The organism is Vitreimonas sp., assembly GCF_035627415.1.
Classification (GTDB): Bacteria; Pseudomonadota; Alphaproteobacteria; order Caulobacterales; family Aquidulcibacteraceae; genus Vitreimonas.
Window position 1 is genome coordinate 1 of record NZ_DASPLU010000013.1, and the last position, 19,937, is coordinate 19,937.

Annotated in this window: 15 protein-coding genes and 1 pseudogene; 4 read left to right on the forward strand and 12 right to left on the reverse strand. The window is 66.4% G+C overall.

What is annotated here, in order from left to right; translation table 11 throughout:
* A pseudogene (locus VEA80_RS09545) lies at nt 1–277 on the forward strand (VCBS repeat-containing protein); the annotation flags it as partial.
* Nucleotides 278–308: 31 nt separating this feature from the next.
* On the opposite strand, the gene VEA80_RS09550 reads toward VEA80_RS09545, so the two are convergent.
* The 4 genes from VEA80_RS09550 to VEA80_RS09565 all read right to left on the reverse strand — a co-directional run bounded on the left by VEA80_RS09550 (nt 309) and on the right by VEA80_RS09565 (nt 7,427).
* Nucleotides 309–1,673: a sulfotransferase gene (locus VEA80_RS09550; RefSeq protein ID WP_325060500.1), complete on the reverse strand. Its 1,365-nt coding sequence runs from the start codon at nt 1,671–1,673 to the stop codon at nt 309–311.
* A gap of 8 nt (nt 1,674–1,681) precedes the next feature.
* On the reverse strand, nt 1,682–2,437 hold the full coding sequence (locus VEA80_RS09555) for a TylF/MycF/NovP-related O-methyltransferase (protein WP_325060501.1): 756 nt from the start codon (nt 2,435–2,437) through the stop codon (nt 1,682–1,684).
* 106 nt (nt 2,438–2,543) lie between these two features.
* A complete protein-coding gene (locus tag VEA80_RS09560; protein WP_325060502.1) occupies nt 2,544–3,278 on the reverse strand; it encodes a class I SAM-dependent methyltransferase in 735 nt (244 codons plus the stop codon).
* Between the two features lie 18 nt (nt 3,279–3,296).
* Entirely contained in the window at nt 3,297–7,427 is a 4,131-nt protein-coding gene (locus tag VEA80_RS09565; protein WP_325060503.1) for a glycosyltransferase, read from the reverse strand.
* A 225-nt stretch (nt 7,428–7,652) separates the two neighbouring features.
* On the opposite strand from VEA80_RS09565, the gene VEA80_RS09570 reads away from it, so the two are divergent.
* The gene (locus VEA80_RS09570) at nt 7,653–8,495 is read left to right on the forward strand and encodes a class I SAM-dependent methyltransferase (protein WP_325060504.1); all 843 of its coding nucleotides are present in this window, start codon (nt 7,653–7,655) and stop codon (nt 8,493–8,495) included.
* 3 nt (nt 8,496–8,498) lie between these two features.
* On the opposite strand, the gene VEA80_RS09575 is transcribed toward VEA80_RS09570, so the two are convergent.
* From VEA80_RS09575 to VEA80_RS09610, 8 genes are read right to left on the reverse strand one after another with little or no spacing between them, the layout of a single operon-like run.
* Nucleotides 8,499–10,229 (reverse strand): glycoside hydrolase family 99-like domain-containing protein, encoded by a 1,731-nt coding sequence (locus VEA80_RS09575; protein WP_325060505.1) that lies wholly within the window; start codon nt 10,227–10,229, stop codon nt 8,499–8,501.
* The gene (gene rfbA / locus VEA80_RS09580; RefSeq protein WP_325060506.1) at nt 10,226–11,104 is read right to left on the reverse strand and encodes a glucose-1-phosphate thymidylyltransferase RfbA; all 879 of its coding nucleotides are present in this window, start codon (nt 11,102–11,104) and stop codon (nt 10,226–10,228) included. The genes VEA80_RS09575 and rfbA overlap by 4 nt, the downstream gene beginning before the upstream one ends.
* A complete protein-coding gene (gene rfbD / locus VEA80_RS09585) occupies nt 11,101–11,964 on the reverse strand; it encodes a dTDP-4-dehydrorhamnose reductase (protein WP_325060507.1) in 864 nt (287 codons plus the stop codon). The genes rfbA and rfbD overlap by 4 nt, the downstream gene beginning before the upstream one ends.
* Nucleotides 11,961–13,010 (reverse strand): dTDP-glucose 4,6-dehydratase, encoded by a 1,050-nt coding sequence (rfbB, locus tag VEA80_RS09590; protein ID WP_325060508.1) that lies wholly within the window; start codon nt 13,008–13,010, stop codon nt 11,961–11,963. The genes rfbD and rfbB overlap by 4 nt, the downstream gene beginning before the upstream one ends.
* A gap of 10 nt (nt 13,011–13,020) precedes the next feature.
* Nucleotides 13,021–13,569 (reverse strand): dTDP-4-dehydrorhamnose 3,5-epimerase, encoded by a 549-nt coding sequence (gene rfbC / locus VEA80_RS09595; protein WP_325060509.1) that lies wholly within the window; start codon nt 13,567–13,569, stop codon nt 13,021–13,023.
* Nucleotides 13,566–14,672, reverse strand: coding sequence for a hypothetical protein (locus VEA80_RS09600; protein WP_325060510.1), 1,107 nt, complete (start codon nt 14,670–14,672; stop codon nt 13,566–13,568). The genes rfbC and VEA80_RS09600 overlap by 4 nt, the downstream gene beginning before the upstream one ends.
* 23 nt (nt 14,673–14,695) lie before the next feature.
* The gene (locus tag VEA80_RS09605; protein ID WP_325060511.1) at nt 14,696–15,466 is read right to left on the reverse strand and encodes an ABC transporter ATP-binding protein; all 771 of its coding nucleotides are present in this window, start codon (nt 15,464–15,466) and stop codon (nt 14,696–14,698) included.
* 2 nt (nt 15,467–15,468) lie between these two features.
* Entirely contained in the window at nt 15,469–16,257 is a 789-nt protein-coding gene (locus tag VEA80_RS09610; RefSeq protein WP_325060512.1) for an ABC transporter permease, read from the reverse strand.
* 231 nt (nt 16,258–16,488) lie between these two features.
* Between VEA80_RS09610 and VEA80_RS09615 the strand changes: the two genes are divergently transcribed.
* Together VEA80_RS09615 and VEA80_RS09620 are read left to right on the forward strand one after the other, a co-directional pair.
* Nucleotides 16,489–18,855, forward strand: a complete 2,367-nt coding sequence (locus VEA80_RS09615) for an HAD-IIIA family hydrolase (RefSeq protein WP_325060513.1) — start codon at nt 16,489–16,491, stop codon at nt 18,853–18,855.
* 68 nt (nt 18,856–18,923) lie between these two features.
* Nucleotides 18,924–19,934, forward strand: coding sequence for a DUF2793 domain-containing protein (locus VEA80_RS09620; RefSeq protein WP_325060514.1), 1,011 nt, complete (start codon nt 18,924–18,926; stop codon nt 19,932–19,934).
* The last annotated feature ends 3 nt before the right edge of the window (nt 19,935–19,937 follow it).

A 19,937-nucleotide genomic window follows, 5' to 3' on the forward strand; every position in this document is an offset into this window, starting at 1 on the left:
CGACGGCTATTCCGACCTCATCTGGCAGCGCAATGACGGCCTCATCGTCAGCTGGCAGATGCAAGGTGCGACCGTGACCAGTTCGGGCGTGCTCGCCAGCATCGATCCGAGCGAATGGACGCTGCAGACTGTCGGCGATTACAACGGCGACGGCCGCGACGACATCGCCTGGCAGAACAACAATTCCGGCACCGTCTTCATCTGGCTGTTGAACGGCAATTCAATCCAATCCGCCGGCGCCGCCGCCAGCCTCGGCGACGAATGGGGATGGATCTGAGCGGCGGAGCGCACTGACGCGCTAGTGCGTGTCAGTGCGGCGCCCACAGGGTCTTCATGTAAGCCAGCACTCTGGCGTCGCCATTGCCCAGGACGGAGGCGACCGGCAACGCCGCTCTGCCGGCGTTCAACCTGATCAAGTAGAGCCGGCCACGTTTGGTCACGGCCGCCGGCGCCGCGTCACTCAACTTGATTGTGAGTGTCGTCAGCTTATCGATCGGCAGAGCCGCCTGCCCGACCGTTCGGCCCAGGCCGTCCCGAGCCGTAACCGACTGCTCGGCCAAGTCTAGGCTGGACGGGCAGAAAAGCCGCGCCGAGATGGCGTGGACGCCTTCCGGCGCGAACACCGCGAACCTTGCTTCGTCGCCGATCCAGCGGGTGGCAGGATTGGTGTCGCTTTCGAATGCGCCGTCCAGCGGCGCGGCGAAGAACGCCTCCGGCCCTTCATAGTCCTCGAGAACCGCGTCTTGCTCCGATCCATAATAATCGGAATCGTAACCGAGCAGCCGACGGGCGGGCGCCGTGATGCTCCGCACCAGCCAGAGGTCCTGCAGGTCGAAGCTTCGCCATGCATCGCGGTCCGATGCTGCGCTGACAAAGTTGCCGCTATAGCCGGCCGTCTCATCCCGGCCGAGTTGCTCCTGCAGCGGACGCACCAGCAAATCCGGGTCGCGGCACACAGCTTCGTAAGGCGCCTCTATCGCGCGCTTCGAGCGCAAGGCGGCGATCACGCGGATTGCGTAACGCTGATACTGCCCCAGACAAGATTCGAGTGTCGCCCAGTGGTCGGCGAAGGGATCGGCGCCGGCGCGCTTGCGCATGGATGCGATCACTGCGAACGGCTCGCGGTGACTGACGACCCAATGCAACGAGGGATCGTCACACAGATGCGTGAACGAGAAAATGTTGGTCGGCGTTTTCTCGGCAATGACCGGCAGGTCGGCGTAGTTTGCGAGAAATTCGTCCAGCGCACGGCAAGCCGCCAGCAAGGAGGAACGGACACTTGCTGCTTCATAAGCGCCGTCCACGACGGCGCACGCCAATCGATCGACATCCTCGCGAGAGGGGATCAGCAGTCCTTGGATGTCCTCGCGCGCCGCATTCCACGCCTGCATTTCCAGTAAGGCGAGCCGCAGCGTATGCGTGACAAACGCCTCGACCTGCTCGCGACAAGCGGGATTCGGCCGTCCGTTGGTCCACAGCAGCCGCGCCGTATCGACCACCGAGCTTTCGCCCAGCCACGGATAAACCCCGCAATGATCGCCGATCAGCCGCAGCATCATCGTCGTGCCGCCGCGCGGAATGCCGCCGACGAACACTTTCGCTGTCACGCGTTTGGCGACGTTTCTCCGCGCGGACGGCGCAGGTTCAGAGCGGGTGAGGTTCGCGGACGTCATGATCGCCATCAGTTCAGACCAACTCGAAACACGAAATGGGGATACGCCTGCTCACTGTGCAGACCGCGCAAGCGGATCAGATCCTCGACCGCCTGCATGGCGCCGATGCAGCTCGAGACCGTCGCGTCGTCATAAACGTAGTATCCCCCCTTGCACATGAGCGGCCACATTTGCTCCTGCGCGAAAACGGTCGGCTCGTAAATGTCCATGTCGAAATGGGCCAAGCCGAACTGCAGCGCGCGGGCCTTCGACGCGGCGAACGTCTCCTGCACCAATCCTTGCACGATGTGCAGCTGCGGCAGACTCGAACCCAGTCTCGCCTGCAGCAGACCCGAGAGGTCAGAATCGGAGAAGTCGCCGGCCTCGTGCAAGTCCGCGGCGTCATTGACCTTTGGCATGCCCTCGAACGTGTCGAAGGCGAACAAGCGCGCGCGCGGATAGAGCCGCCGCAACAGGTGCGCCATGAACAAGGCGCTGCCGCCTCGGTACGAGCCGAACTCGGCGATGTTCTGGTGCGGCAGCAGATTGAGATAGCAGGTGATGATCAAGAAGAGATTCATCAGCCGGTGTTCGCGCATCACCGACCTGCCGCGCGCCACTTCGAGCGCTTCGTTGTAGAGCGGATGAGCGGCGATCTGGTCGGCGAGCGTGCCGAACTCGAGTCCCCAGCCGCGCGCGTAGCCATGAGCAGGATAGCGCCCGGCGACCACGCCCGCTTCAAGGCGCGTGGTGATCGGCGGCAAATCCAAAGCCGGGTAGCCCATCTCCACGAGCCTGCTTCCCACGTCTCGCGTGCTGTCGGAATTCATTCGCGTTTCAAGAGGTCTTTGAGTCTCGCAGCTTGAACAAGCGTCGACTGGAGCAAAGCCGCTAGAGGTCGGACTTATCCCCAAATAGCGGCGCTGGAAGTTCCGCCGTTTTGAGAGCGGCTTGATCGTTACGGTATTGGTTGAAGTAGACCCGCTGTTCCGTCGCCGGCTGTGCGGTCGGCGGCAGCCGCCCGCCGGCGTCGAGTTCCCTCGCTGTGCGCTTGCGAACGATCATCTCGATGGCGCATTCGGCTACTGGCGTGAGGGTCTGGTCGAATCGCGGCAGCTCGAAGCGATAGGTCTCGTCGATGACTTCGATCTTGCGCACGTCCGCCGCGGGACCGAGCTCGCGCAGCAGCTCGAACACGTTGACCGATGCCGGGCACCAGGACCGGCTCTTGGCGATTGTGAAGCTCGACTTGTGATCACGGTTATGCGTCGAGGGCCAAACGCCCTGCTCGTAGAGATCCTCGTCCGGGATGGTGATGACGAGATGACCGCCGGGTTTCAGCACGCGGAACCAGTTGACGAGACCCTCGCGCGGATCGCGCAGATGTTCGAGGCAGTGGCTCGAGAACACGAAGTCGAACGCCTCGTCGGCGACGCCTTGCATCAGCTGCGCGTCGCCGTCCTCGATGTCCCACACCCGCAGCGCCGTGATGCCGGGAAAGAATTCGCGATAGATGCTGAGCGGATCGGGTTTGCCGCCGATGTCGACACCCGAGCCCACCAGATAGCGCGACGCGAAGCGGCTGTCCTTCAGCCGGCGCGGAATCGCCTTCGAACATTCCTTCATGATTGACTTCCTACCCCGTCAGGCGCCTGCAAGCGCCAGCAGCTCTTCGATGCGCCGCGCCGCGAGCTTGCTGCCGTAGCTGCGTTCCACGAAATCGAGCGCTTCGTCCGACATGCGCAGCCAGCGGCGCTCGTCATCGTAGAGCTTGACCACTTCCTCGGCGAACGCGCGCTCCTCGTCGCGGATGATGACGGCGGCGCCGTTCTTCAGCTCCATGCCCTCCGCCGCGCAGGAGGTCAGCACGCCCGGCACGCCATGTGCGAGACTCATCGCCACCTTGCCCTTGATGCCGGCGCCGTAGCGGATCGGCGCGACGCTGAGCCGGATACGGCCGAAGAACTCGGCCAAGTCGTCGACGAAGCCGACCACCTCGATGTTGTCGCGGCCGTGGAGCTGTAACAGCTCTTCCGGGCACTCGCTGCCGGCGACGATGAACTTCATATCCGGCCTGCGCGCGCGCACGTGCGGCCAGATCTTCTCGGCGAAGTAGCGCACGGCGTCGACGTTCGGGCTGTGCCGGTAACCGCCGAGGAAGGCGATGTCGCGCCGCGCCGCGAACGGCGCAGTCCGGCCTGCCGGATCGAGAATCCAGGGGAAGACGTAGACCTTGGCGTCGGGGGCGAGCGAAGCCATCGTGTCGCGCTCGAAGGTGGAGTGCACGATCGCGGCGTCGACAGTGCGCATGACGCCCAGTTCGCGTTCGCGCGTGGCCGCAACGGAGGCGAGCGCCGCGCTGTCGGCCTTCAGCCGCGCGGCGCGCTCCTCGCGCAGGAAATGCAGGTCCGAGGAATGAAAGATCACCCGCGCCTTCGGGCAGTGGCGGCGGATCACGTCGAGCCGCCGTTCGGCGACGCCGACGCGGAAGATCATGACGACGTCGAACTCGCCGCCGCGATCGGCAATGAAGCGATCGAAGCTTTCGACATAGGGCCAATAGAGCGCTTCGATGCCGAGCGCCTGCAGCCGGCCGGTCGCCTGCGGCAGATAGAGCAGATTGTCCTCGGCGACGAAGCTGACCTTGTAGCCGTCCGATTGCAGCGCCCGCATCAGTTCGAGGCAGGTGACGGAGCCGGCGTCTTTCTCCGGCTCCGGCGTGGTCGCGTCGATCACCAGCGCGCGCTTGGCGACGCCGCGGTCCTTTTCGAGCAGCGGCTGCTCGCCGTTCTCGCGGTGACGCGAGAGCGCCGGTTTCCAGGTCTCGAACAAGGTCTTGGCGTTGGCCACCTGGTAAGCCTTGACGCCGGTGGTGACGTCGGTGCCGGAGGTCTTACCTTCGTAATGGATGATCCGCGAGAGCGGCTGCAGCCAGACCTGCTCGCCGCGCGCATAACGCACCTTCAGCGCGAGATCGGAATCCTCGCCATAGGCGGGCTTGTAGCGGCGATCGAAGCCGCCGATCTCGTTCCAAGTCTTGCGGCTGATCGCCACCGATGCGCCGGAGACGTAGTCGACCGGGCGCGCATAGCAATATTCCGGTTTGCCGGGATCGTCGTTGCGGCCGTAATTCCAGGCCGAGCCGTCGCGCCAGATGATGCCGCCGGCTTCCTGCAGCGAGCCGTCCGGATAGAACAGCTTGGAGCCGACGAGGCCCGCATCTTTCAGCGATGCGAACGAAGCGATCAGCGCATCGAGCCAGCCGGCAACCACGCGCGTATCGTTATTGAGGAAAACGAGCCATTCGCCGCGCGCCTGCTCCGCACCGTCATTGCAGGCTTCGATGAAGCCGCCGTTCTGGGCGCGCGCATGCAGCCGCACGCCGCCGACGCGCGAAATCCAGTCCTTCGTCGCATCCGGCGAGCGATCGTCGACGACGATCACTTCGAACGCGTGCTTGGAGCGGTGCTGCAACAGCGAGTCGAGGCAGTTCAGCGTGTAGGCGAGCTGTCCGTACACCGGCACGATCACCGACACCGTGGGCCGGTTCGGCACGGCGCGTTGCAATCCGTTGAGATGCGCGACGGCGCCGGCATAGTCGGCGCTCGCGCCGGTCAATGCGTAGCGCGCCAGGAAGGCTTCGCCGCGCTCGGCCTCTTCCTTGACTATGTCGTCGGGACGAACCGCATAAGGATCGGACGGCACCGGCGCGCTCCGCTCGGGATTGGCTGGCGGCGTCAGCTCATGGTTGGGCGCGGACCTTCCCTCGCTGCGGCCGTGGCGCAAGTAGTGAAACAGCGGATTGGCGCCCGCGCGCACGACGTCCGGATTGCGGCGCAGATAGCCGGCGGTCGAGAAGCGCGCGGACGGATCGCGACCTTCGGCAGCGCCCGTTTCCAGATAGTGGATGACGGGGTCGCGGCCGCTCGCACGCACGTCCCAGCTTGCGGCGAGGTAGTGCTGGACGTCGAACTCGCCTGACCGGCGCACGGTTCTCGCAGCCGCTATCAACCTGGCCGCCTCGACCGGGCCGCGCTTGGCGCTGAGGCGCGCGAACTCCGCGGCGTCGGAAGCAAGCCGAAGCCACGACGAACGCCAAAGAGCATTGCGGAACCGCACGCCCAAAGGCCGGTGCTTCGTCAAGAACTCGGCTTGCGCTTCGGCGAGCGATTCGAAGCGCCGCCGTTCCTCGCCCTCGTGCCGCGCCGCCTCGGAAATCGAGCGAACCGATTCCTCGAGCGACGCGATGTGTGCGGCGTGTTTGGTCTCAGCCTCCTCGCGATCACGGCTCCACTGAACCTCGGCCGCGCGCGCCCGCGCGCGCTCGTCGTCGCGCTCGCGGGCCCGTTCAGTTCGTTCGCGCTCGATCTCGAGGACAAGGCGCGCCCTCTCATCGACCGCTTGGACGCGTTCGCGCGCGATCAGCGATTCAAGGTCGGCCTTCTCGTTGGCGAAACGCCCCAGATGCGCCTGCGCCTGAGCGAGTTCGGTGCGGCGCGCTTCCAGGTCCTCTTCCAGGATGCGTATGCGCTCGTTGCGAAGGTCCGCTTCCTCCGCCGCGAGCGCGAGCGCCTGCTCGGTCAGGGATTTCTGATCACGCAGAGCGGCTTCAAAGTGCGCCGACCGTTCGACCGACGCTCCGGCCTCGGCCCTTGCCGAGGCGAGTTCGTTTTCGAGCGCCTGGCGTTCGGCGCTCAGGTCCGCAATGCGGGTCTCCGCCGCGAGCAGATCGGCGTTCAGCGCCGCCAGCCGCTCCTCGCGATCACGCACATCCCCTTCCAGGGCCCAGATCGAAATATCGCGATCGCGGATGTCGTTCGACAGCGCGCCGGCGCGGCCTTCGAGCGCGCGCACGGCTTCGCGCAAAGAGGCTTCGGTCGCCCGATGCTCGGTGATCACCGGCGCGAAGATCGAGGTCGAGGCGGCGAAGTCGTCGGCGACCTCGTCGAGCAACTGTGCGTCGGGCTCGGCTTCGCGGGTGGCGGCCCCGGCCCAGGCGTACGCCTGCTTGACCCAGTCGGCCACGTCGCTGCGCTGATGAATGAGTTCGGGTGGAAGCTGATGGTGGCGATCGCGCCAGCTCAAATAGGCGTCGATCTCGCGCTCGGCGGCGGGCGTCCAGCCGGGGAAGCGCACGCCGAGTTTCGTTTCGATACGCCGCATCGCGGCGCGCCAATCGAGCAGGAAATCCTCGTAATGGACGAACACACGCTTGCTGCCGCGGCTCGCGCGCTCGGCCGACAGGAAATAGGTCAGCCACAGCAGGAGCGAGCGGCCCACCGTGAATTTGTTGCGTTCTCCGAGCGAGGCCGCCACTTCGAGCGGATCGCGCACCGGAATGATGACACACGGCGTAAAGCGCTGGTCGGCGAGCGCGTCCATCCAGAGATCGAGCAACAGCCCGACGCGCGGCTCCTTGAGCACCAGCGAGCGCGCCAGCGAATATTCGGAGCGCAGCACCTCGCCGATTCGGTGCTTGTATTCGCCGCCGATCAGGACCTCGCGGCGCCGGATGAGATGCGCGAGCAGATCGTCCCACGAAGAGCTGATCGAGCCGAGGATCTCGTCGTTGAGCGCGGCGACTTTGGCTGACTCCCAAAAGCCTTTCGGATTGTCGAATCCAGGCTGCATCAGGGTGAGCGGCAGTTCGGCGCCGAGCAGCGAGAGCACTCGAGATACGGCCGACGTGCCGCTTCGGTGCATGCCGGCGACGATGAACGCGTCCCCCAGCGCCGTTTGGTCGGCGATCACGCGCGCTGATAAGTGTTTGTTCATCCCCGCATGCCCGCTCGCTACGCCAGCTCCCACCGGGTCGGGAACTAGGCCGACCTCACCGCACAGGAGCCCCAAAAGTCACTAATGCCAGGTTTGAGAGCCGCCTTTCTTAAAACGCCCGTGTCGGCCCAGGCTAGGCTCTTCCGCACTGTTTTCGCGCATTTCGGCAGGGAATCCGGCTTAGGGCGTTGGACAGACGAAGGGCTCTGCGTCTAGGGAAAAGACATGAGCCGACTCCCCCATTACGAGCAGTTTCACGAAGTGCGCACGGGCTTTCCCGACCTAGAGGAATGGCGCGCTTTCGCACAGCGCTATCCCTGGATCTACGAAGCCGACTATGTCGAGGCGCTCGCCCGGACCATCGCCGAGCGGGGGTTTACCTCGGATTATCTAGGCTATTGCGCGCCGAAGCACATCGAGGTGGTCGGCAGGAACTACCGCGAAACGATTTCCGCGCACGGCTGCTCGGCGCGGTCGCGGGCTGTGCTCGACGAGATCGCGGCGACGCTGAAGCACACCGTCAACGCCCGCATTCTGATGCTGGAAGCGGTGACGCCGTTCGCGCTGGCTGTTCGAGGCCGCTATCCTTATGCGCTCGGGACGGAATATTTCGCGACGACGCAGGACCGCGCGCGGTACTTCCCGGTCTCCCACTGCGACATTCTGGCGTCCAACTTCCCGGGCGCCGTGTTCGATCTGGTCGTCAGCAACGACGTGCTCGAGCACGTGCCGGATCTGCGAACGGCGATGCAGGAAACACGTCGCATCCTGAAGCCCGGCGGCGTCTGCTTGGCCACCTTCCGGTTCGCCTCCGGCGCGCACGAGACGGTCGTCCGCGCCGTACTCGAAAACGGCGAGGTCAAGCACCTGATGCCGGCGGAATACCGCGGCAACCCAGTCGACCCGCAAGGCGGCTCGCTCGTTTTCGCGGCGCCCGGCTGGGACATTCTCGATCTCTGCCGCGATGTCGGCTTCAGCAAAGCGGAGATCGTGTTCTCCTCCTCGCTGCAGCGGGGCGTGGTCGGCGGCGACGTCGCCGGTGTCCACATCCTGCGCGCGGAAGCGTAGCGGCTAGTCGCCGGTCAGCGCCCGCGCCGTCTCCGCCAAGAAGGCGCGGCCGAAGGCGCGATCCGGTTCGAGATAAGCGCCCTCGGCCCACTCGTTCCAGGCATTGATGAAGACCAAGCGCCGGTTCTCCGGCAGCGTGCGCCGCGCCCGCGCGATCGCCGCGCGCAGCCATGCGCCGTACGCGCCAGGCTCGGCGTTGTGGTAGATCGTCCCGGCGCCCGGCCTGCGCGCCTCGTTGTCCCAGCCGGGCATCACGCCGGGAAAGACAACGCCGCGCGCCTGCGCGCGTTGTTGGCGTTGCACCTCCGCCGCGGCCACCCCGCCATAATCGAACACGGCGCCGCGATGATCGCGGTTGAGCCAGCGCAGCACGTTTCTGATCGGATCGGCGATGAAGCCGTGCGGCGGAAACTCGGCCAGCGCGTCGAAGCCGAGCCGCTCCGGCTCGTCGAAGCGGAACGCATTGGTGGCGACGAGATAAAGCCCCGGCCAGCCGCGCCGCGCCGCGCTTTCGCGCCAGATGTCCGTCATCGCCCGCGCGTCCGGGATGATGTCGGGACGATAGACGATGAGCAGCGGCTTGCCGTCGACGCGCAGATGGCGCGGATCGTTCAGGTGCCGCGCCATGTCTCCGAAGACGCGCGCGTGGTCTTCCGCCGAGTGCGTTTGCGCGATCAGCACTTGCGATTCATCGCCGTCCCAGCGGCGCGTCCAATTCTCGTTGGCCCAGCACAGGCAGAACTCGATATCGATGCTCTTGTCGGCGAGGAACGCCTCGATCGGCGCGTCCAGCAGCCGCTTGCCGCCGAACCAGTAATAATGGAACGCGAACGCGCCGATTCCGTACGCGCGCGCCAGCTCCGCCTGCTGCTTCAGCACGCCCGGCGTGCGCAAATCGTAGAAGCCCAGCTCGCCCGGCAGCCGCGGTTGATAATGGCCGAGGAATTGCGGCGCCGCTTTCGCGACATTGCTCCACTCGGTGAAGCCCTTGCCCCACCACGCATCGTTCTCGGCGATGGGATGAAACTGAGGCAGATGAAACGCGATGAGCTTTGTATCGCTGCGCGGCGGCGCCGCCGGCTGCTCGTCCGTATAGTCCGGATGGCGCAGGCCGCGGGCGACGCCGAGCCTGTTCTCGAAATCGGCCTGCAGCGCTTCGCTGTCGCCGTCGGCGCCGATTACAAAGCGTCCGCCGCCCTCCGGCGCATGGGCGCCGGCGCCGGCTTTGCGCACGCGTGACAGCCATCGCGCGCGCCTTCCGGGCGCGAGGATCGCCTGGCGCACTTCACGCGGCAGTTGGCGAAACAGCGCCCGGCCGATCGTCACCGCCCCCGCCTGTAACGACGGCTCGGCCTCCGCGCTGAACAGCGCCGTCTCGAGGCTTGCGCCGGCGAAGATCCATTCCGTTTTTGCGCCGGCCTCGAGCTTCAGCGCCGAAACGCTGCGCTCCACGGCGAGCGCGCAGCGCCAAGCGCCGGGCGTCGTCTCGACCAGCGCCTCGCCGCGCACCGCGCCATCGGCAAACTCGGTCACCAGACGCGGCGCGAGATCGCCTTCGACCGCACGCGCGCTGAGTTCGAACAGATATTCGCCCGGCGTCAGCCCGATCTTCTCGCCCGCCTCAGTCAACAGGCCAACGCTCGGCGCTTCGCCCGTCGCCCGCAGCAGCGGCAGCGCGGACGCGCCGTCGCTTTCCAGATCGTGCAGCGCGCCGAGCGAGAGCCTCAGCTTCAAAGCGCGCCCGCTTCGTCGGCGATCCGCATCAGGTATTCGCCGTAGGTCGACTTCGACAGCTTCTCGCCGAGCGCCCTGAGCTGGGCGCGATCGATGAAGCCGCGCCGGCACGCAACTTCCTCGGGGCAGGCGATTTTCATGCCCTGCCGCTTCTCCAACGTGCGCACGAACTCGGCCGCTTCCAGCAGCGAATCCGGCGTGCCGGTGTCGAGCCAAGCGAAGCCGCGCCCCATCTGTTCGACATTGAGCGCGCCCTGTTCGAGATAGATGCGGTTGAGATCGGTGATCTCCAGCTCGCCGCGCGGCGACGGCTTCAGCGCGCGCGCGATCTCCGCCACCCGCGCATCGTAGAAATAAAGCCCCGTCACCGCCCAATTCGATTTTGGCTTGGCCGGCTTCTCCTCGATCGAGAGCGCCCGCGCCTCAGCATCGAACTCGACCACGCCAAAGCGCTCGGGATCGGCGACGTGATAGGCGAACACGGTCGCGCCTTCGCGGCGGCGGGCCGCGCGCTCCAGCTGATCGACGAGGCCATGGCCGTAGAAAATGTTGTCGCCGAGCACGAGCGCGCAGGGCTCGCCGGCGATGAAGTCTTCGCCGATCAGGAACGCCTGCGCGATACCCGCGGGTGTCGGCTGCTCGGCATAGCTGAAGTTGACGCCCCAATGCGCGCCATCGCCCAAGAGACGCTGGAAGTGCGGCAGGTCCGCCGGCGTCGAGATGATGAGGATGTCGCGGACGCCCGCGAGCATCAGCGTGCAGATCGGGTAATAGATCAGCGGCTTGTCGTAGACCGGCGTCAGCTGTTTGGAGACGGCGAGCGTCACCGGATAGAGGCGGCTGCCGGTGCCGCCGGCGAGAACGATGCCCTTCATTCCACTCTCCAGCCGCCGGCGGCGATTTCGTCGAGGCAGGCGCCGAGCGCCTCGCGCCACGGCCGCATGACGAACCCATACTCGCGCGCCAGCTTGGCGCAATCCAGTCGCGAATTCGCAGGCCGCTTGGCGCGGGTCGGAAACTCGGCGCTGGCGATGTGCTTCACGTGGGCGTGCGGCCCGCCGCGCGCGCGCGACTGGGCGAAAATCTCTTCCGCGAACGCCGCCCAAGTGGTCTCGCCGGAACCGGCGCAATGATAGATGCCGGCGTGATGCGGATCGGCGGCGATCGCAAGCGCCGCCGCCGCCAGATCGTCCGCGAAAGTCGGACAGCCGTGCTGATCGGCGACGACCGTGATCACATCGCGGCTCTTCGCCAGGCGCAGCATCGTGCGCACGAAGTTCGCGCCGCAGGCGTCGAACACCCACGCCGTGCGCAGCACGATCGCGCGCGGGTTCGCCGCGAGCGCCAGCTGTTCGCCGCGCAGTTTCGAGGCGCCGTAGGCACCAGTCGGACCCGTTGGATCGTTCTCGACGTAAGGCGCCGACTTATCGCCGGCGAACACGTAGTCGGTCGAGACGTGCAGCAAAGCGGCGCCGATCTCCGCACTAGAGCGAGCGATCGCGCCGACCGCCTCGCCGTTGATGGCCATCGCCGCGTCCGGCTCGTCCTCGGCTTTATCGACGGCGGTGTATGCCGCGGCGTTGATCACAACGCGCGGACGGCGGCGCACGATCTCGGCGGCGATCGCGTCGGGCTGCAGCAGATCGAAGTCGGGCCGGCCGATCACCTCGACATCGCCGCGCCGCGCCAGGGCGCGCGCGACTTGGCCGCCGCGGCCGATCACCAGGATGGTCACGCCGGCAATCCCTGGCGCTTCACGCCGACGCCAGCGGCGCGCAGCGGCCCCCACCAGGCTTCGTTGTCGAGATACCAGCGCACGGTGCGCTCCATGCCGGTCTCGAACGTCTCTCGCGCGCGCCAGCCGAGTTCGTTTTCCAAGCGCGAGGCGTCGATCGCATAGCGCCGGTCGTGGCCCGGCCGGTCGGTGACAAACTCGATCAGTTCGCGGTGCGAATGTTCTTTCGGCGCCAGCGCATCGAGCAGATCGCAAATGCGGTGCACGACTTCGATGTTCTGCCGCTCGTTGCGGCCGCCGACATTGTAGCAGCGGCCGGCTTCGCCCTTCTCGGCGATCAGACACAGGGCGGCGACGTGATCGTCGACATAGAGCCAATCGCGCACGTTCGTGCCGTCGCCATAGACCGGCAGCCTGCGGCCGTCGAGCGCGTTCAGGATCGTCAGCGGGATCAGCTTTTCCGGGAGATGGTACGGCCCGTAATTGTTCGAGCAGTTCGAGATCAGCACCGGCAGCCCATAGGTGTGGAACCAGGCGCTGGCCAAGTGATCGGCGCCGGCCTTGCTCGCCGAATACGGCGAACGCGGATCGTACGGCGTCGTTTCGTGAAAGAGGCCCTCCTCGCCGAGCGAGCCGTACACTTCATCGGTGGAGACATGCACTACGCGGAAGCGCTCTTTCGCCGGCCCGCTCAGTTTCTGCCAATGCGCGCGCGAGGCTTCGAGGATGTTGAACGTGCCGACGAGATTGGTCTCGATGAACGCCGCCGCGTGCGTGATCGAGCGGTCGACGTGGCTTTCCGCCGCCAGGTGAAACACGACGTCCGGCTGATGCCGCGCGAACACCGCATCGAGCGCGTCGCGGTCGCAAATGTCGACCTGCGCAAAGGCGTAGCCCGGCGCCTGCGCCACCGGCGCCAGCGAGGACAAATGGCCCGCATAGGTCAGCTTGTCGACCACGACGGCGGACCAGCCGAGCGCGCCCACGACATGCCGAACGAGCGCCGAGCCGATGAAGCCCGCTCCGCCTGTGATCAACGCTTTCATGCGCGCCTTGTTAGAAAACCGCCTTGAGCTCGGCAAGGACGGGGAAGAGTCGATCGCGTTCGGCCATCAGCACCGCGGCTTCCGCGATACCCCAATCAATGCCGATCGCCGGGTCGTTCCAGGAGATGCCGCCCTCGTGTTCACGGCTGTAGAAGTCGCTGACCTTGTAGAACACCTCGGTGTCCGATTCGAGCGTCAGATAGCCGTGCGCAAAGCCCTTGGGCACGAAGATCTGCTTGCGGTTCTCGGCCGAAAGCTCGGCCGCGACCCATTTGCCGAATGTCGGCGAGCCGCGGCGGATGTCGACCGCCACGTCCAGCACCGCGCCTTTCAGCACGCGCACGAATTTGTCCTGCGCCTTCGGCGGCCTCTGGAAATGCATGCCGCGCAAAGTGCCTTTGGCGCGCGTCAGCGCCTGATTGTCCTGCACGAACGTGACGCCGCCCAGCGCTTCGGCAAGCGAGGCCGTGTTGAAGGTTTCGCTGAACCAGCCGCGCTCGTCTTCGAAACGGCGCGGCGTGTAGGTCCAGACGTCCGGGATCGACAGGCGTTCGATCACGCCGCGAGGCTCGCCACCTTGCGCAGATCTTCGCCGATGCGCCACGACATCACCCCGCCCGTGGTGAGGCCGGAAGCGAAGACGCGGCCCGGGAACGCCTCCAGCGCGCGCACCACATGCTGGCGCTTGCGCGGATCGACCAGGAACATCATGAAGCCGCCGCCGCCGGCGCCGGAGACCTTGCCGCCGAACGCGCCCGCAGCTTTCGCCGCATCGTAGGCGGCGTCGAGCTGCGGCGTCGTCACCGCCGAGGCGGTGCGCTTCTTGTGCGCCCAGCTCTCGTCGAGAATGGCGCCGACTTCGGCGATGCGGCCCATCAGCAGCGCCTGCTTCATCTGATAGGCGATGGCTTTGAGCTGGTGCATCGCCTCGACCGAGGCCGCTTCGCCGCCGCTCACATTGCGGGTCTGCTCGTCGATGATGCGCGCGCTCTCGCGCGAGACGCCGGAGAAGAACAGCACCAGCGAAGCCTCGAACTCGGCCGCCGTTTCCGGCGTGATCCTGAGCGGATTGACCAGCACGCCCGGACCCGGCCCGAATTCGATGAAGTTCACGCCGCCGAACGCCGCCGCGTACTGATCCTGCTTGCCGCCGTTGAGTTTGAGATCGATGCGCTCGATCTCGTAGGCCATGTGGGCGACGTCGTAGGCGCTCATGCGGGTCTGGAACAGTTCGTTGAACGCCTGCACCAGCGCCGTCACCATCGCCGACGACGTGCCCAGCCCCGAGCCCGGCGGCACGTCGGCATAGACGTTGATCGCCAGCGGCAGGCCGCGCCCTTCGTTGAACTCGGCGCAGAACCGGTTGTAGACGCCCTTGAGCAGGATGAGGTCGCCGCCGAGCGGCAGTTGCGCGCTCACCGGCCCCTTCCACGAGACGTCGCGGTCATCGAGATAAAGCTCGACCTGCCCGCTCTCGGACGGCGCGATGGTCACGTGCGCGTAGAGATCGACCGTGGCGTTGATGACGACGCCGCCATAGGTCTCGGCGTACGGCGATGTGTCGGTGCCGCCTCCGCCCAAACCCAGGCGGAGCGGCGCTCTGGCGCGTATGAACGAGTCCGGCATCCGCACGCCTTTCTGGCCCCGCAGCTTGGCTAACATGGCCCTGCGCTTACTCCCAGTTCTTATGCGACCGCTTCGAGCGGCGGCCGTTGATTGATGTACGCGTCCCAAACCGCATCCGGCGCGCCCGTCATCATCGGACGGCCGCCATGCACCCAGAGCGCCTGATTGCAGAGCTGCGTGGCGATTTCCCCGGAATGCGTCGCCAGCACCAGAATCTTGGCGCGCTCGAACATAGCCCGCACCCGCTTGGCCGCTTTCTCCACGAAGTGCGCATCGCCGGCGCCGATGACTTCGTCGACGATCAGGATGTCGCGCTCGACGCTGGTCGCCAGCGCGAACAGGAGGCGCACGGTCATGCCGCTCGAATAGGTGCGCACCGGCAGGTGCAAGAAGTCCGACAGCTCGGTGAAGTCAGCCACATCCTCCAGCAGCAGCTTGCGCTCCTTGCCGGAGACGCCGAGCAGTTGACCGATCATGTGCACGTTCTCGATGCCGCTCTTGTCGGGATCGAGGCTCGAGCCCAGCGTCAAGATCGAGGCGCGGGAGCCCCGGATGTCGACCTTGCCGCGGTCCGGCAGGATGAGGCCGGCGCACACTTTGAGCAGCGTCGACTTGCCCGAGCCGTTGCGGCCCATGAGCGCGAGGCGATCGCCTTCCTTGAGCTCGAACGAGATGCCGTTGAGCGCGGCGACGGTCGGGATTTGCCCGGCTTCGCGCGCGACCTTGCCGAACGAGGCGCGGTGGGCCGCGAACGTCAGAATCGAGCGCTGCCGGCCCGACGAATAGACCGGATACTCGACTTCGACGTCGGTGAGTTCGATGTGTGCCATGCTTAGAGCCAGTGATAGAGGCGGCGCCGTCCGATCAGGAACGACAGGAAGCCGAAGATGAAGAGCGCGACCGCGCCGCCGCCGGCGCTGATCCACATCTCCATCGGCGGCACGCGCCCGAGCAGCGGCTCGCGCGCCAACGTCACGTAGTAGTAGAGCGGGTTGTACTGATACGCCCACTCGTTCTCGAGCAGCTGATCGGCGCGCCACATCACCGGCGTGAACATGAACAGGAAGCCGACCGCCATCGACATCGCCGGCTGGATGTCGCGATAGCGCGCCCCGAACACGGCCAGGAACATGCCGACGCCAGTGCCGGCGATGATGACGATGAAGAGCGCCGGAATGGCGTACAGCATCTCGATCGTCGGCGTGACGCGCAGGATCGCCATCACCGCGAACAAAGTCACGATGTGATGCAGGAACAGCAGGACGTAGCTGATCGAGCGCCGCCACACCAAGGTGAGCCACGGCAACTCGAAGCTCTCGAGCACGCCCTTGTGCTGGATGAACGTGAAGGGCGTGTCGACAAGATACTGGGACATCAGAGCCCAGACCGGAAAACCCGCAGCGAGGTAGAGCGCGTATTCTTCCGGCGGCGTGTCGAAGAGACCGGAGAACACCAGAATAAAGCCGGCGATGATCGCCGCTTGGCCGATCGCGATCCAAAGCGGACCCAAAATCGTGCGCCGGTATTTGCCGTGGATGTCGTCCACCGCCAACCGCGCGGCCAATGGCAGCCGCGCGAGCGAGCCTGCCAAGTCGCGAAAGGCTACTGCCGCAATGCTCACGCAGCTCCCCCCAAAACCCGGGCCTTCTGGCCCGCCAATCGCCGCCGGCTACCACGCAGCAGTCAGTGGCGCTTCTACCATCGCCGCTGACGGCGCGTCAGCCGCCGGCCGCACATCCGCCTCACCTCGCCGCCGCTGTCGCAAAACTGGACGACGATGCTATGACACGCGGCGGCTTGCGCGAATCCGTCGAATTTATGCGCGGGATTCGCGCTGCGAGCGAGTGGGGTAATGCGTCAGGCTGTGATTCTCGTCGGCGGACGCGGCACGCGGCTCGGGGAACTAGCCCGTGATACGCCCAAGCCGCTGGTTCGGATCGCCGGCGAAACGCGGTTCCTCGATTACCTTCTGCACAACATCGCCCGCCACGGCGTCGCGGAGATCCTGCTGCTGGCCGGCCACCTGGCCGAGCAAGTCCGCGCCGAATACCACGAAAAACAGGTGCTCGGCGCGACCGTCCGCGTCATCGCCGAGCCCGCGCCCGCCGGCACCGCCGGGGCCCTGCGCCACGGCGCCGCAGCGCTCGACGACGTCTTCCTCATGGCCAACGGCGATTCGTTCTTCGACCTGAACTACCTCGCCCTCGCGGAGGCGCTGCGACCGGACGACATCGGCGCCATGGCGCTGCGCCGCGTGGGCGACGCCGCCCGCTTCGGCCGCGTCGAACTCGAAGGCGACCGCGTCGTCGCCTTTCACGAGAAGGACGCCGCCTTCAAGGGCGAGGCGCTCATCTCGGCCGGCGTCTACGTGCTGCGCAAAAGCGTGCTCGACCGCATTGCCAGGACGCCCTGTTCGATCGAGACCGACATCTTCCCTGGGCTCGCCGCCGAGCGCCGGCTCGCCGGCCGAGAGAGCCAAGGTTATTTCATCGATATCGGCCTGCCGGAAACGTTGGGCGAAGCGCGCGCGTCATTCGTGGATCAAATGCGCCGCAGCGCCGCGCTGTTCGACCGCGACGGCACCCTCACCGTCGACGAAGGCTACACCTACAAAACCGAAGCGCTCGCATGGCAGCCCGGCGCGATCGACGCGGTCCGCGCGGTGAACGATTCCGGCGCGCTCGCCATCGTCGTCACCAACCAAGCCGGTATCGCCCGCGGGCTCTACAGCGAAGCCGACATGCGCCGCTTCCACGCCCACATGCAGAGCGAACTGGCCAAGCACGGCGCGCACATCGACGCCTTCTACCACTGCCCGCACCACGGCGAAGGCTGCGTCGCGCAATACGCGCACGACAATCACCCCGACCGCAAGCCGAATGCCGGCATGCTGCGCCGCGCCTTGCTCGAGTGGCCGATCGACCGCGCGCGCTGCTTCCTCGTCGGCGACAGCGAACTCGACGTGCAGGCGGCGAGCGCGATCGGACTCAAAAGCTTCCGCGTCGCGCCGGGCGAATTGCTCGGCGCGGTGCAACAAGGCCTCGCCACGCTGCCGCCGGCGCGCAGCGTCAGCGCGCACGCCGCCGCGCAGCTGCAAGAGCGCGCCGCGCAAGCGAAAGACTGGCTCTTCCGCCATGCGCTGCCGCTCTGGTGGAGCAAAGGCTACGACCAGCACGCGCGCTGCTTCCACGAACGCATCGGCCTCGACGGCGCGCCCGTCGCTAACCTCGCGCGACGCATCCGCGTGCAGGCGCGCCAGACAGTCGTCTACGCCCGGGCCGGCGATCTCGGCTGGAACGGCCCCTGGCGCGCGGCGGTCGCAGCGGGCGCCGACGTGCTGCTCTCGCGCGGCCTCCGCGCCGACGGCGGCACGCGCCATCTGCTCTCGCCCGCAGGCGAGCCGCACGACGACCGCCGCGATCTCTACGATCTCGCTTTCGTGCTGTTCGCCCTCGCCGAAGCCGGCCGCGTGCTGCAGCGCGACGACTGCATCGCCGCCGCCGAAAATCTGCTCGCCTGGGCCGAAGCCAATTGGGCCCACCCCAATGGCGGCTTCCGCGAAGGCGACGTCACGCCGACGCCGCCGCGGCGCCAGAATCCGCACATGCACATGTTCGAGGCGCTGCTCGCGCTCCACGAAGCGACCGGGAAAACCGAGCATCTCGACCGCGCCGGCGCCATCGCTCAGCTCTTCCGTGACACGTTCTTCGACCATGGCCACGGCGCGCTGCCGGAATATTTCGACGAAGCCTGGCGCCCCGAACCCGATCCCGTCATCGAGCCCGGGCACCATTTCGAATGGAGCTGGCTGCTGCATCGCTTCAGCGCCCTGGGCGGCGCCAATCCGGGGGATATCCCCGAGCGCTTGCGCGTCCACGCCGAGCTCTACGGCGTCGATCCCGCCAGCGGCGTCACCTATGACGAAGTCCATATCGACGGCCGCGCGCGCACGCCGACCTCGCGCTTCTGGCCGCACACCGAGCGCATCAAGGCCAATGTCGCCCGCTTCGAACGCACCCGCGATCCCGCCGCCGCAGCCGCGGCGGCGCAAGCCTTCGACGTGCTGATGAGCTATTGCGACGTGCCGACAAAAGGCCTCTGGCGCGACCGCCGCCGCCCTGACGGCTCGTTCGTCGACGAGCCCGCGCCGGCGTCGAGTTTCTATCACGCCATGTTCGCGATGTTCGAACTGATCCGCGTCGCCGAGACGTTGGATTAGGCGGATAGAACCCGCGCCAATCCGCCCCTTTCGCTGCGGCCTTAAGCTGGCGGCGAAAGGAGAAGTCCATGTCCAATTCCTCGCGTCTCGCTTTGCCCTATCTCGCCGCCGGCCAGGCGCAGAAGCACGTCACCGTCAATGAATCGCTGCTGCGCCTCGATGCGTTGACGCAGCTCTCAGCCATTTCCGCCACCGTGAGCGCCGAGCCCGCTGCGCCCACGGACGGCGACATATATCTCCTCCCCGCCGGCAAGACCGGCGCCGCCTGGGGCGCGTTTGCCGACGGCGCGCTCGCCTACTGGCGCGACGGCGTCTGGGAAGAGCTGACGCCGAAGCCCGGCTGGCGCTGCTTCGTCGAGGACGAAGCCGCTTATTACGCGCGCACCTTCGCCGGCTGGGCCAAGCTCGCCGCCGCCGACGAACGGCGCCTCATCTTCACGCCCGGCGGCGACGGCGTCGTCTCGATCTATCGCTGCGACACCGCGCGCGTGCAGAACCCGCGCACCGTCGCCATCGCCTCGATCGCCGGCGATACGATCACGCTGACCAGCGCCGACGCCGGCCTCTTCTTCGCCCAGACCTACATGGCCGACGTCTCCTACGTGCGCATCTGGAATGTCTCGAAGACGCCGAACCAGCCGGCCTGGATCAAAGCCAGCCCCGCCGCCGACCAGCTCACCGTGCTCGACGCCGCTGCGATCTCCAGCTGGAGCGCCGCCGACACGATCCACCTCGGCGATCCCTTGGATCAAACCCCCGGCCGCGTCATCGCGCTCGATATTTCGCCGATGATGCAAACGGTGCTGGGACGTGTGTTCCGGCAGAAGGGCGTGCTGGTGAAGGGATTTGTGGAAGGGCTGGGAGTGCAGGCGGTACTCGATACAAGTGAGGATGGCCTGCCTGGTTCATTCAACGGGGTGCGAAGCGAAACCTCAGGAGGCCGCCTCAGCGGTCAGCTGACCCAGGTAACAAGCGTCCAATCCCCGCTTTCAGAGACGAATCTCGTGTTCGTGCGAGAAGCAGCCTCGGGAGCCGGCATGGGCATCGCACTATTGTCCGTCCTCGGCCTCTGGGTGTAGCAC

Coding starts and splice junctions, on each gene's coding strand:
- VEA80_RS09550 (WP_325060500.1), bottom strand. CDS start 1,673: ATGACGTCCGCGAACCTCACCCGCTCTGAACCTGCGCCGTCCGCGCGG.
- VEA80_RS09555 (WP_325060501.1), bottom strand. CDS start 2,437: ATGGGCTACCCGGCTTTGGATTTGCCGCCGATCACCACGCGCCTTGAA.
- VEA80_RS09560 (WP_325060502.1), bottom strand. CDS start 3,278: ATGAAGGAATGTTCGAAGGCGATTCCGCGCCGGCTGAAGGACAGCCGC.
- VEA80_RS09565 (WP_325060503.1), bottom strand. CDS start 7,427: ATGAACAAACACTTATCAGCGCGCGTGATCGCCGACCAAACGGCGCTG.
- VEA80_RS09570 (WP_325060504.1), top strand. CDS start 7,653: ATGAGCCGACTCCCCCATTACGAGCAGTTTCACGAAGTGCGCACGGGC.
- rfbA (WP_325060506.1), bottom strand. CDS start 11,104: ATGAAGGGCATCGTTCTCGCCGGCGGCACCGGCAGCCGCCTCTATCCG.
- rfbB (WP_325060508.1), bottom strand. CDS start 13,010: ATGAAAGCGTTGATCACAGGCGGAGCGGGCTTCATCGGCTCGGCGCTC.
- VEA80_RS09600 (WP_325060510.1), bottom strand. CDS start 14,672: ATGTTAGCCAAGCTGCGGGGCCAGAAAGGCGTGCGGATGCCGGACTCG.
- VEA80_RS09605 (WP_325060511.1), bottom strand. CDS start 15,466: ATGGCACACATCGAACTCACCGACGTCGAAGTCGAGTATCCGGTCTAT.
- VEA80_RS09615 (WP_325060513.1), top strand. CDS start 16,489: ATGCGTCAGGCTGTGATTCTCGTCGGCGGACGCGGCACGCGGCTCGGG.
- VEA80_RS09620 (WP_325060514.1), top strand. CDS start 18,924: ATGTCCAATTCCTCGCGTCTCGCTTTGCCCTATCTCGCCGCCGGCCAG.